This is a genomic window from Shewanella sp. 10N.7 (assembly GCF_020806285.1).
Classification (GTDB): Bacteria; Pseudomonadota; Gammaproteobacteria; order Enterobacterales; family Shewanellaceae; genus Shewanella; species Shewanella electrodiphila.
Window position 1 is genome coordinate 56,736 of sequence record NZ_JAJGZS010000019.1, and the last position, 13,289, is coordinate 70,024.

Annotated in this window: 10 protein-coding genes; 5 read left to right on the forward strand and 5 right to left on the reverse strand. The window is 42.5% G+C overall.

Features of this window, described 5'->3' with window-relative positions:
• The first annotated feature begins 171 nt into the window (after positions 1–171).
• The 3 genes from ccoG to LMH66_RS13135 all read left to right on the forward strand — a co-directional run bounded on the left by ccoG (position 172) and on the right by LMH66_RS13135 (position 4,573).
• Positions 172–1,677 carry a cytochrome c oxidase accessory protein CcoG gene (gene ccoG / locus LMH66_RS13125; protein WP_229370555.1) on the forward strand — a complete coding sequence of 502 codons (1,506 nt, stop codon included), beginning with the start codon at positions 172–174 and terminating at the stop codon, positions 1,675–1,677.
• A 210-nt stretch (positions 1,678–1,887) separates the two neighbouring features.
• Positions 1,888–2,724 (forward strand): formate/nitrite transporter family protein, encoded by an 837-nt coding sequence (locus tag LMH66_RS13130; protein ID WP_102527002.1) that lies wholly within the window; start codon positions 1,888–1,890, stop codon positions 2,722–2,724.
• 70 nt (positions 2,725–2,794) lie between these two features.
• Positions 2,795–4,573: a bifunctional protein-serine/threonine kinase/phosphatase gene (locus LMH66_RS13135; RefSeq protein WP_229370556.1), complete on the forward strand. Its 1,779-nt coding sequence runs from the start codon at positions 2,795–2,797 to the stop codon at positions 4,571–4,573.
• Positions 4,574–4,666: 93 nt separating this feature from the next.
• Here LMH66_RS13135 and cynS read toward each other — a convergent pair whose 3' ends face one another.
• Complete coding sequence (gene cynS, locus LMH66_RS13140; RefSeq protein WP_102527000.1) at positions 4,667–5,107, reverse strand: cyanase; 441 nt, start codon at positions 5,105–5,107, stop codon at positions 4,667–4,669.
• A gap of 254 nt (positions 5,108–5,361) precedes the next feature.
• Entirely contained in the window at positions 5,362–5,880 is a 519-nt protein-coding gene (locus LMH66_RS13145) for a malate synthase (RefSeq protein WP_102526999.1), read from the reverse strand.
• 198 nt (positions 5,881–6,078) lie between these two features.
• Here LMH66_RS13145 and LMH66_RS13150 point away from each other — a divergent pair, with 198 nt between their 5' ends.
• Entirely contained in the window at positions 6,079–7,602 is a 1,524-nt protein-coding gene (locus LMH66_RS13150) for a DUF3612 domain-containing protein (protein WP_229370557.1), read from the forward strand.
• Positions 7,603–7,660: 58 nt separating this feature from the next.
• On the opposite strand, the gene LMH66_RS13155 is transcribed toward LMH66_RS13150, so the two are convergent.
• Together LMH66_RS13155 and LMH66_RS13160 are read right to left on the reverse strand one after the other, a co-directional pair.
• The gene (locus LMH66_RS13155; protein ID WP_229370558.1) at positions 7,661–8,299 is read right to left on the reverse strand and encodes a type 1 glutamine amidotransferase; all 639 of its coding nucleotides are present in this window, start codon (positions 8,297–8,299) and stop codon (positions 7,661–7,663) included.
• Between the two features lie 25 nt (positions 8,300–8,324).
• On the reverse strand, positions 8,325–9,101 hold the full coding sequence (locus LMH66_RS13160; RefSeq protein ID WP_229370559.1) for a hypothetical protein: 777 nt from the start codon (positions 9,099–9,101) through the stop codon (positions 8,325–8,327).
• Between the two features lie 568 nt (positions 9,102–9,669).
• On the opposite strand from LMH66_RS13160, the gene LMH66_RS13165 reads away from it, so the two are divergent.
• A complete protein-coding gene (locus LMH66_RS13165; RefSeq protein WP_229370560.1) occupies positions 9,670–11,622 on the forward strand; it encodes a BCCT family transporter in 1,953 nt (650 codons plus the stop codon).
• A 133-nt stretch (positions 11,623–11,755) separates the two neighbouring features.
• Here LMH66_RS13165 and gorA read toward each other — a convergent pair whose 3' ends face one another.
• The gene (gene gorA, locus LMH66_RS13170) at positions 11,756–13,111 is read right to left on the reverse strand and encodes a glutathione-disulfide reductase (RefSeq protein ID WP_229370561.1); all 1,356 of its coding nucleotides are present in this window, start codon (positions 13,109–13,111) and stop codon (positions 11,756–11,758) included.
• Positions 13,112–13,289: the final 178 nt, after the last annotated feature.

Genomic DNA, 13,289 nt, shown 5'->3' on the forward strand with positions numbered 1-13,289 from the left:
ATATAAGTTCGATTGAGTCACGGTATATCGCCAATTGGTGATATGTCGTGACTTGTTAAGTAGCAGATATTATTTATAGTGATTAAAATCAGGTGGTTATGTTTTTATTGTGATTGGCGCAGGTTTTGCTATTTAGCGTACAGCTAATAAGAGAAAACTAGGAACCACACAATGTCAGATCCAGTATCGTCAGAGCCAGTATCAAGTCGGTTACCCACTTCTTCCACCCTGCGTATTCCCGTTGTTAATGTTAGCGCTTCAGGCAAAATTCATGTGCGGGAACAGCAAGGCGTGTTTCAAAAGATCCGTCAGCACACTAATACTTTGCTAATAGCCATTTTTTTCATTATCCCTTTCATCAATTTCAACGGGCGTCAGGCCATTTTGCTTGATGTGACCGAGCAGCAGTTTTTCTTTTTTAATATTACCTTGTGGCCGCAAGATTTCACTGTGTTGGCCTGGGTGTTCATGGCCGCGGCATTCGCGCTGTTTTTTGTCACTGTGTATTGGGGCCGAGTTTGGTGCGGTTTTTTATGTCCGCAAACTGCCTGGACAGCTATGTTTATGTGGGTTGAAGCGAAAATTGAAGGTAATCATCATCACCGTACTGCATTAGATAATGCGCCGTTATCTGCATCTAAAGTGGGCAAAAGGTTGTCAAAGCATACTGCTTGGGCGTTCATTGCATTAGTGACAGGTTGTGGTTTTATGGGGTACTTCATGCCTGCACGCGACTTGTATATTGATATTTTCACTTTTAGCAGTGGTTTTTGGACCGGAGTCTGGGTGTGGTTTTTTGCACACTGTACTTACTTAAATGCGGGTTGGATGCGAGAGATGATGTGCTTGCATTGCTGCCCTTATTCACGATTTCAGGCGGTGATGTTCGACTCGAACACTAAAACGGTCAGTTATGACGCGGCTCGAGGTGAAAATCGTGGTCCTCGTAAGCGCAATAAAAGAGGAACAGACATCGACAAAGTCGTTAAACCTGAAGGTTTAGGTGACTGCGTTGATTGTCATTTGTGTGTCGATGTTTGTCCAACTGGTATTGATATCCGTAATGGACTGCAATATGAGTGCATTAATTGTGGTGCTTGCGTTGATGCATGTAATCAAACGATGGAAAAGTTTGGTTATCAGCCAAACCTTATTAGCTTTACCAGCGAAAATGCCCTTGAGAAAGGCCAGAAACCGTCTATCTGGTCAGTCAAAGCGCTGGGCTATGCGAGTGCGCTATTAGTGATGTTGGTGCTTATTGTGATGGATTTGAATAGTCGCACTGATATTCAATTAAATGTAATTCGTGATCGCCAAAGTCTGTATCGCGTGATCAATAGTCAGTCGGATAATGAAGTGATAGAGAATAGTTATTTACTGAAAATACGTAATAAAACTCAGCAAGCGGCTTTTTATAATATCAGTATTGCTTATGACAACGTGTCTGCTTATGAATTTGAGATTGAAACCGAAACCTTGGTATTGATTAAGGCGGCTGAACAGTTGGAATATCCAGTAACGGTCACCAGTGTAATGAGAGATAATCTTGGCATGACAGCAGGTAATGCACGTGATGAACTCACTTTCTTGATCACTGAAGTGAATTCAGCGGCTGAAATTGACTCTCAAAAACCGTTAAATCAAGTGTCTCAAGAATCGCGGTTTTTTAGGCCTTAATAGATAAAAAAGAACAATAAATACAAGATACAGCGGGAAAATTGTAACGTTCCATTTTAGGGCGAGCTGAACAAATAACGAACTATTATAGTGCTTTAGATAAATAACTTATAGCATCACAATATGTTAACAACTTGTTTCTTTTGGTTTTTTAATAATGGCATAGAACTGGCAAAACATGATCAGAATTAAGTCTAGGAGTGTGTAGCTATGTCGTATATTGAACCAAAAGAGTTCGCCGTAAAAATGGTCGATTCAGGTGAGCAGAAAATCTTCATGTCAACCAAGGACACTTTAGTCCGTGCCTTTATGGCGGGGGCAATTTTAGGTCTGGCGGCATTTTTTGCCATAACTGTGATAGTTAAGACAGGCAGCTTACTTACGGGATCAATTTTGTTCCCTGTAGGTTTTATTATGCTGTATTTAATGAAGTTTGATCTATTGACTGGGGTGTTCACTCTGGTGCCATTAGCTGTGTTAGATAAACGAAATGGTTGTACTGTCGACCAAATGCTGCGTAATTGGGGTTTAGTTTTTGTGGGTAACTTTGCCGGCGCCCTTACTGTGGCCTTTTTTGCATCGTTCATTTTGACTTATGGATATAACACCGATGGTGGTGTGTTGGCTGCGAAAGTCAGTAGTATTGGTGAGTCACGAACCTTAGGTTACCAGGAACATGGCTTTGCTGGATGGATGACCATTTTCATCCGTGGCATGTTATGTAACTGGATGGTATCTATGGGGGTTGTTGGTGCAATGATTTCAACTTCAGCAAGTGGCAAAATGATGGCGATGTGGATGCCGGTGATGTTGTTCTTCTTTATGGGGTTTGAGCACTCAATTGTGAACATGTTCCTGTTCCCATTCTCAATGATCATGGGCGGAGACTTCACTGTAATGGATTACCTTGTTTGGAATGAAATCCCTACCGCGCTTGGTAATTTAGTTGGTGGATTTGTGTTAGTTGGTTTACCGCTTTATCTTACTCATGTAAAAGAAAGCCCAGCACGTAAGCGTGAACAAGCACGCCGGGAAAAGCTTGCATAAGCTTTTGATGATTAATGCTCTGTGCCATTAAGCAGGTTTAGCTTACGGTAGCAGAGCATTTTTATTTTCTATGTCTAAAACACTCAAACTGACCATTGCCCAACATAGCGTTAGCGGGGTTAAACCTGTTAACCAAGATTGCTGTGGCAGCCGACAGCCGAAAAGCCCACAGCTTAATAGTAAAGGTGCCGTGGTCGCAATTGCCGATGGTATTAGTAGCAGTGACGTCAGTGATATTGCTAGCGAAACCGCGATTAGTAACTTTCTTAATGATTACTATGCAACCTCTGACGCTTGGTCGGTTAAAACCTCCGCACATAAAGTCTTACAGGCCTTAAATCATTGGTTGTTTGCTCAAGGCCAACAAGGTCTGCACCGCCATGATGCGAATAAAGGTTATGTCTGCACCTTCAGCGCATTAGTGTTTAAATCTAATACCGCGCATTTATTTCACTGTGGCGATTCACGTGTTTATCAATTAAGTGGTCAGTCATTAGAGCAATTGACTAAGGATCATCGCCGTTATGTTGGTGATACAAGTTACCTGAGCCAAGCATTAGGTATTAGTCCATTGTTAAGCTGTGATTATCATGCTCATCCGGTTAAACAGGGCGACATTTTTGTGCTCACGACAGACGGAGTACATGAGTTTTTATCTGCTAAAGTCATTGCTGATGCGATTATTCAAGAGGTCGAACGAGGGCAGAAAAGGGCTAGTGCAGTTACAACTCCTGTTGATAAAAAAGCTATTGATGCAAAAGGTGCTGATTTTGATCGAGTTGCGCAAGACTTGGTGGCGCAAGCGTTGGCTGCTGGGGGGGATGATAATCTGACAATCCAAATTGTCAGCGTTGATGGGTTGCCTAGCCATGAGGTGAATGAGTTTAAACAATTGTTGACTCAACTGCCTTTACCGCCCGCTTTGCATAGCGAACAAGAGTTCGAAGGCTTTACCATTCAGCGTGAATTGTATGTTAGCAGTCGCAGTCGAGTTTACCTTGCTCAGGATAAAGCATCAGGCCAGCGGGTGGTCATTAAGGTTCCTTCTGATGAAATGCGCCACAATGAAGGTCATTTAGAAACCTTGTTAATGGAAGATTGGGTGGCACAAAGAGTATCTAACACTCACTTATTAAAATCATTCGTATCAACATCGCCTAAACAATACCTTTATACAGTAACAGAGTATGTTGAAGGCTGTACTTTGGCCCAGTGGATCCATGACCACGCTCAACCTGACTTAGACACAGTGAGAAATCTGGTTATTCAAATTGCCCGAGGCTTACAAGCTTTGCACCGACAAGAAATGGTTCATCAAGACCTACGCCCTGAAAATATTATGATAGATACTGCAGGTGTGATTAAAATTATCGACTTTGGTGCGGCGGCAGTGGCTGGAATCATTGAAACCCAAGGGGTTGATGATCACATGCTAGGCACCGCACAATACAGTGGTCCAGAGTACTTTATTGGGGAGTTAGGGGATAATCGCAGTGATATTTTCTCACTGGCGGTGATTACCTATCAGATGCTCACTGGTTATTTACCCTATGACGCGAATGTTGCTAAGGCGACAACATTAAAAGCGCAACAAAGTTTGCGATATATTCCAGCACGAAGTCGAAATGCTGTCGTGCCTCACTGGGTTGATTATGCACTTGAAAAAGCCCTGGCAGTGGATCCCGCAAATCGCACCGCAGAAGTATCTGAGTTTATTTATAACCTCAAATACCCACACCCTAAAGCGACTCGAGAGAACGTGCCTTTTATTGATAAAGACCCGATTTTATTTTGGCAGCGGTTATCTTTGTTGTTGGGGCTAGGATTAGTCATTGCTTTGCTGAATTAAGCTGAATATGACTTAATGTAAAAAGCTAACCCCAAGATTTCAAAGTTAATAGTATTTACTCAACCGCTCAGCTTAATTCATTTTTAACGATAATTACCAAGCTTTATAAGGCAAAAACTTACCATTCATGGTGATCACCACTCTGTCGCCCTTCGGATCTGTTTGCTTTTCAACATCCATAGAAAAATCAATGGCGCTCATAATGCCATCGCCAAACTGTTCTTGGATGACTTCTTTAAGCGTTTCACCGTAAACACCAACCACTTCATATAAACGATACACTAGCGGATCTTGTGGTACATCACGTTGCCATTTTTTGGTGGGATAGGCCTTAAGTGCAGCTTGTGATCCTGCAGGAAGCTCCAGTAACTGGCACAGTTTTTCTGCCACTTTCTCTGGCATGCTGTTCATCCCTAAACAAGCTGATGTGACCCAAACACAGCCCATTCCTAATTCATCAGCAATATTTTGCCAACTTAATTGACGTGCATGTTTTGCTAATACAATGGCTTCAACGACTTGTTCTTTATTCATTTTATATTCCTATAGGGATGATAAACACAGATAAGACGTCGCAAGAGTTAGACCATGATTGAACCTATTTAAAATCAGTGGCTTACTGTTTTAAAATGTAGGGTCGCGTCTGTTTTAGTGCAAGAACAGCAAATTATTGGTGCGATAAATGATGAGGAACTCTAAGAAGGGTGGCGGTAGAATTGTTGATAACAAAAAGGCTGACAATTATGTCAGCCTTAATAACAGTGTTTACTAACGCTTACTAACGCTTACTAACGCTGATGCATAGCGTAATCGGTACCATCTTTAGCGGTAAATACTTTGCAATTTCCTTCAGTTGGTAAACAACGAGAGTGCAACATGCTTACCCATTGCTTGTAAGGTGTTGGTAGGTTTTTAATTGGCAATGCAACTTGAATATCTTCAATGTGTGCAGGGTCGTTTGCACCTAGCTCGCCATTTCGATCAAAACTTACTTCAACATGGGTATCGTTATTTTTTAGTACGATAGAAGTTGGATCACTTTTATGACCGGTTAGCGCAACAAATTGACAAGGATTTTGTAATCCACATTGGCTACCATCTTTCATAAACGCTAAAAGATGCGTGTAGTAAATAACATAGCTACTGACATCGGCATGTGAGCCTTCTGTTAGTGGAAAATTGTCATCTAAAAATACTTTCGCATTGTTAATTTTATCTGCGTTAGTACTGGTCGCCACAAATTGTTCTTCAATGAAGTTGTTAAGGTTGTGAGCGGCTGTGTTGGTGTGCATTGTTGTCATAGTCATAACCTTATCCTCTTCGCTTGGGTCATTACACTGACTGGTTGTTTAACTCAGCTCAGTGTTACTTCTATTTATTTCTGATTCATGTTGTAAGTTCAGTAAGCAAATCTTAAAAACTGTTTCCCGATTGCTTAATTTGTAGTCTAGAGTATTTTTCACTACAATTTCACAATAAAAATTTTACACTGTGAATTTTACAAAATGCGTAATGATCAAAGCTTAATGAGAAAGTCACATTTTCTTGGCACCAAGATTCGAAATCTACGTAAACGTAATCACCTGACCATGGAAGATTTATCGGCCAGGTGTATTCGTGTCGATTCCAGTTCTGCGCCTTCGGTATCGTATCTGTCGATGATAGAGCGAGGTAAGCGTGTGCCCAGTGCCGGGATGTTGGCTGTGATTGCGACAGTGTTTCAAAAAGAGGTGGATTGGTTCTTAGACGACATGCCTGAAGAGCAATCCATTACGCCAGAAAAAGGTCGCCGTGGTGGTATAAGTGGCATGCCACTTGAGCCCAGCTTCTTATTTTCAAATGATATTCTACAGATTGCGATCCCTGAAATGTTGTCACAAACCGGCACATCAGGAAGGCAATTTGCGCAGTTACTTATTCGTGCTCATCAAGAGCATCATCAGAATCACTTCCCTGATCTTGAACGCGCCGCAGAAGATATCGGCAAGAAACAAATGCCATTAAGCGCCGATGAAATGCTCAGTACAGCTAAAAGTATGGGGCTAAAAATTAAGTGGATTGATGAAATTCCTACTGAAGTCTTGGATGAAACGGGGGCGAGTTCTGCGCGGCTGACGACATCATTTTTTGAACCGCCAGCGACAATTTTTATTAATAAAGCCCTAAAATCTAATGCGCCAAGATTGAAATATGACCTAGCAGTGCATATTGGTCATTGTGTTTTACACAATAAAGATGGCTTAAAAAGTGTCATGACTTCAGGGCGACGTGTTGAGGCTGATGACGATGCCACCATGCAATCAAATACCCTAAATGCGCAAGATATTTTGCACGCTTGGCGTGATTTTGAATCTAGCTTTTTTGCAGGAGCATTGTTGTGCCCTAAGGTGCCATTTAGACAGCTCCTTGACCGCCACGGTTACGAGATTGATATCCATAAACAGCTACAAGTTTCAGCCTCCGTTGCCATGAGACGGATGACGGTGGTTTCGCCTTATCCGCATTGGCATTATTTTGATGCTTATGCGCCAGGAAAGCTTAAGGCCGTTTATCGTGGTAATGGTATTCCACTACCTTGGGGTAATATGCGCATTGTTGAAGACCCTTGTCATCACTGGGCTGTGTTTAGAAAAATCAATGAGCCTTCAACAGGCACATCAGCGCAAATATCGATTTTGAATGTGGGTAATGAACCGCGAATTTATTGTTGTGAATCGATAAAAGTAGATGATTCCGCAGGTAACCCACATGTGTTGTGTGCTGGGATTGATCTGAACCCTGCCATTGAAGCACAAGGCAAAGATGCGGTTAAAATTACCGAAGATTTAAAGCAAGCCTGTGTTGAAAATGGCGGCTTAGTGGCGATTCCAAAAGCCATTAAGGCGGATCTCACTAGTGTGGCTAAAATACTCAATATTAATTGGATTGAACGTGGTATCGAAAATGACGCTAGGGTGATTTGTTCACGTGGTGCAGTGTGTCCACGTCAGCCAAGCTGCTATGCCAGTGGCAAAGCGCAGTGTGAATAAAACCCTTTGTTTGCTGTGTTATGTAAATAAACCCTATGCCGAGCATAGGGTCTACCAGTTAAGTAAACATACGATTAAGCAAATTATTAAGCCAAGTATCGAGCTGTAGTTGGGCTGATAACATTTGCCCATCATTGTTATTGAATGGACAGTCATCGCCAAAAGCGAGTTGTAGCTGCACGATTTGTGCTGTATCCCACTCAGGGTGAAATTGCACACCCACTTGCCGCTGATGATGGAACATTTGCTGCGGCCAAAGGGAAGAACTTGCTGTAATTGTTACTGCAGCATCTGTGAAATTAAACCCTTGATAATGCCATTGAGGCACCTGCATCAATTGGTTATTATCAAAAATCACTCGCTGCCAGCCTAACTCTGGCTTTTTCAAAGGGCTTAAGCTTGCGCCCAATGTTGAAGCTAATAACTGGGCCCCTAAACAAATTCCTAAAATAGGCATGTTACGCTGAACAGCTTGGTTGATAAGTGCCAGCTCTGCTTGCATCCAACAGGGACTATCGACCACATCCATTGGCCCACCTAATATGATTAATCCATCTATTTCATCTAATCTAGGTAAGCAGTTATTCGGCGCCATGAAGTGCACCAAAGTGTGCCCCTCAATGCTGGCCCAATCAGCAATTCTCCCAGCACCTTCGGCTGGGTGATGTTGGATTATGGCTATGGTTAAATTTGACATATGTTTTCCCTAATCGTCATTTCCACTACTGCAATTCACCTGTTTCAAGGTAAATCTCAATCAGCTGTTCAGGCGAAATTGATAAGTGCTCAGCTAATTCAACCTTTGATGCGTGCAATGAATTTGATAATTCTAGGGTTATCGGAGCCGTGAATGGCCCAGCTTTTTTTTCAGTTGTAAGTTGCTCAGTAAATGCAGGATTCACTTGATAAGTCATTGGTCGGTCTGGGTTTAATACCCGTAAAAGGTGGTCGGCTTCAGGCCTGTTTTCAAGTAATTTAATTAAAAACTGATTCTGGCTTTGGTTAGAGGCTGCAATCATTAAGTATTGAGCAATGTTGGTCTTCTCTTGGGCGGTTTGCATACTGAGCTCAGTAAAGATGATCACTTTATCAATAATAATCTTCTGCGATGAGAAGCGTGATGTTCCACCTCGCTCAAAATGTCCCTCTACAACCTCTATTTGTAAATGGGTGAGAGGGTTATCGCTGTTGGGATGTAAGCGCATTAAGTCAAAGGGCTTAGGGACAATCGTCCAAAGTTGTTCAGACTGGGTTGATTGTTGCGCTAGCTGCTGTTTGACCGCTTTGTCGGTTGCGGCATCACTAAAGTGAAATTGCATGACCATTTGTACATTATGAGGTTGATGATACATGGGCAAATGCGATGCAAACAAGCCATCATCGCCACCGAATAAGGTCATGCCGTGCAAACCAAAATGGCTGTCATTTGCATGGGAGGTGGGAGAAATAAACTGGCTGATGATGATAAAACATACTGCGATAAATCTGAGGTTGTACATTGTCGGCTCCTATCTGGAAAATAAGTCAGATGGGGCCGTCCCCGGATGAATATCTACTGGCATACATCCCTTATGTAGGAGGTATAAGTAAATTGAGGTCGTCCTCGAATACTATTTTACTACAAACTAATAACAATTCGTAGATGTAGAAATAAGTAGATAACTTGTCATAAATCTCGAGAGCGCTTTGAATTGTTAGATGAGTGGATATCAGGTTAGAAGATTGAGAGGGGGGGAGATTTTTGCTCGATAGGCGTGGTTCACTTCATACTGCTTAAGCAGGGTTACTTTTGGCTTCAATAAAAAATGTTCGCTGTTTGAACTCGCTCACATCTCGGATAAGTTTGTAACAAAATTTTGTCGACAGTTTACTAAATTAACATTATTTTAGCGTGCCTGTATTGCCGTTAATGTCATAAGCATTAGACAACCTGGCGTTTTACCAACGGTTCACGCACAGTATTCCAACTCTTCAAAAAGTAAACCTACCTGGCTGTCTCGCAGCATGGGGAAGCACGTGTGGTGTGGACTCTCTCAAATGAGTTTTTAATTGTTTCGGACAATGAAAATGAACAAACACTTCGAGCTTATCGATAAACCGACCTTTTTTGGTGCGTTAATATTACTTTTTTCAGTTGTGATCCCCTTGATGATATTCCCTGTAGAGGGAGCACAATGGATTGCAGTGGCTAAAACCTTCATGACAGATAAGTTAGGCTTTGCTTACCTTGCTCTGGGGTTAGCGGCATTTTTCTTTATGATCTATATCGTTTTTTCTGATATTGGTCAGATTAAACTAGGCGATCCAGATGAATCGCCAGAATTTGGTTTAGCCTCTTGGGCTGCAATGCTTTTTTGCGGCGGCATTGGTGCAAGTATTTTATTTTGGGGCACCATTGAATGGGCTTATTACTATCAAAACCCACCATTTCAATTAGAGCCTGGCAGTGAAGAAGCCATACGCTGGGCAGCGACTTACGGTTTATTCCATTGGGGGCCGATTGCATGGTGTATTTATATGATCCCAGCCATTCCCATTGCTTACTTTTTCTATGTGCGCAAACAGCCGGTGTTGAAAGTCTCTGCTGCACTAATGCCAGTGATTGGCGAAGCCCACAGTTTTGGTAAAGTGGGAAAGTTTATCGATATTCTGTTTATCTTTGGTCTGTTAGGAGGTGCGGCAACGACACTTGGTTTAGCTGCGCCATTGATCAATGAAGGTATTAGCTACTTATTTGGCATCCCTACTACGACAGGTAGCCAAATTGGTGTGTTGATGCTGTGTACTGCTATTTTTGCCTATTCAGCTTATATGGGCATGGATAAAGGGATTAAAATTCTTAGTAATATTAATTTCTGGGGTGCATTAGGGTTATTACTATTTGTGCTGGTGTGTGGTCCAACCATTTTCATGCTAGAAACTGGCTTAGACTCCATTGGTCGAATGCTATCAAACTTCTTTGTGATGGCCACGTGGGCAGAGCCTTTTGGCGGCCTAGGGACATTTGAAAATACTCACTTCCCACAGGATTGGACTATTTTTTACTGGGCTTGGTGGTTGGTTTTTGCACCTAGTATGGGGCTGTTTGTTGCGCGAATTTCTCGTGGAAGAACCATTAAACAGATGATTTCTGGTGCGGTGTTCTTTGGTTCGCTTGGTTGCTCAATGTACTTCATTATTCTGGGTAACTATGGTTTATCATTGCAGTTATCTGGTCAATTGGATGTGGTGTCAATCCTCAATACTGACGGGGCTACCCGAGCAATTTTTGCTATTTTAGAGCAATTGCCTTTTAGTACGCTGGTTATAACGGTGTTTACTCTACTGTGTATCATTTTCACTGCCACTACATTTGACTCTATTTCCTATATTTTGGCGTCTGTCGTGCAAACCAACGTAACCGACGATCCTCTACGCTGGAACCGCCTTTTCTGGGCTTTTACGTTATCCCTCATGCCATCGGCATTGATGTTTATGGGCGGTTTAGCCACGTTACAAACTGCTGCGATTGTTGGTGGTTTACCCTTGCTAGTGATTGCAGTCATGCTGATGATTTCTGGTGTTAAAGCGGCTTCGTTAGATTTGAGTCATCAAGATGACTATGTTGACCCTGTGATTAATATTTCTGATCTGCCTGATGTTGATCCATGGAGCAAAGAAGGCCAAGCTTTGGCTCGTTTTGAACTCTTACGGGACAATGCTATTGAAGCGGCTAACTCAGAGCGTGAAGCTAATGAAGCCATTTGGATGTTGAAAAAACAATTACGAAAAGAGGCATTATCTCGCGGTGAATCTAGTGTCGATTTAGGAGATGCACCAGATGATATTATTGCTAACTTGCAGCAGCTTAATGTAGATGCTTTAAAAGCAAAAGAGGCAAAACTTGCAGCATCTGAACTTGCACAGCAGGCTCGTGTCGCCTTTGATGTTTTGATGAGAGAAAAGGAAGAACAGGAGCTGTTACTTGAACAAGAAGAAGTAAAACTTGCGATTCAAGCAAGACTAAACTCGCAAAGCTAATTAGGATTAATTTGCTGAAATTAAGCCACAAAAAAGCCGCTATTAAGCGGCTTTTTTATTCAAGATGAAGAATGAGGTTGAAGTGCTATCGCACTCATTATCGCACTCATTATCTCAATATTTATCTCAATCTTTAACGCATGGTCACAAATTCTTCAGCGCCGGTCGGGTGAATCGCGACAACAGCATCAAAGTCAGCTTTTGTTGCACCCATCTTCATCGCAACACCAAAGCCTTGGAGGATTTCATCCATGCCAAAACCAATACCATGAATACCGACAACCACTTCATCTTCGCCAGCGCAGATTAACTTCATTTTGCACGCTTCACGGTGTGCGGTAATCGCGGTGTACATTGAAGTGAACCCTGATGTGTACACTTTAATGTTATCTTCGCCGAACTGTTCAGCCGCCTCTGGTTCAGTTAAGCCCATAGTGCCAATTGGTGGGTGACTGAATACGACTGTTGGGATTACGCTGTAATCCATTTTAGCGTTTGGCATATTGCCAAATAAGCGCTCTGACAGTAAACGGCCTGCTTTAACCGCAACAGGGGTCAGCTCTACGCCGCCTTCCATAATGTCGCCAACACAGTAAATGCCTTTTGCGGTGGTATTTTGCTGCTCATCAGTGACAACATAATCTTTAGCGTTAAGCTTAACGTCGGTGTTTTCTAGGCCGATATTACCCGTTGAAGGTGAACGGCCAATTGCCCAAATCAGCGTATCGACAGTGAGACTTTCACCGTTTTCAAGCTCAAGGGTTAAGCTGTCGTCTGCATTTTTCACTACTGCTTTTGGAATGCTGTGAGTGTGCAGCGTTGGGCCATTGATTTCCATGGCTTCAACTAAAGTGTCAGTTAAAATTGGGTCAAAATTACGAAGTGGAGCATGCTTACGGACTAACAAATGCGTTTCGCTGCCTAGGGCATGCAATACACCAGCAAGCTCTACAGCAATGTAACCTGCACCAACTACAGCGACACGTTTAGGTTGTTCGCGTAGCGCGAAGAAACCGTCAGAATCGATACCGTACTCTGCGCCTGGAATATTTGGGATCGTTGGCGCGCCGCCTGTGGCAATAAGAATATGATCGGCAGTGTAATGCTCGCCATCGACTTCAATAGTATTGCTATTGACGAATTTACCGTAACCGTTCAGTAGAGTGACGTTGTTACTTGCAAAACCACGGCCGTACGCATCATGGATGCGGCTGATATAAGCTTCACGGTTATCGACTAAGGTATTCCAGTTAAAGTTATTAACGGTGACGTCAAAACCATAATCTTTAGCAAATAAATGCATTGCTTCGGCTACATGAGCGCCATACCACATGACTTTTTTCGGTACACAGCCCACGTTTACGCAAGTGCCGCCAACGTGCTTAGCTTCAATAACCAATACTTTTGCGCCACGCATAGCCGCGCGATTACCTGAAGCGATACCACCACTACCTGCACCTAGGCAGATATAGTCAAAATGTTGAGCCATGTTAACCCTCTCTATTTATTACTTCTGCCAAGCTATCAATTAATTACAGCCTGACTTTAATAAGTGTTTATTTGAGTTTGAATGATTTAATTGCAGCCATTGTAGGGGGGAATGCAATCACAAGCTAGTTTCAAAGACCGTAAAGTCGGGGAATTTATTGCAGCGAATTGCTGATACT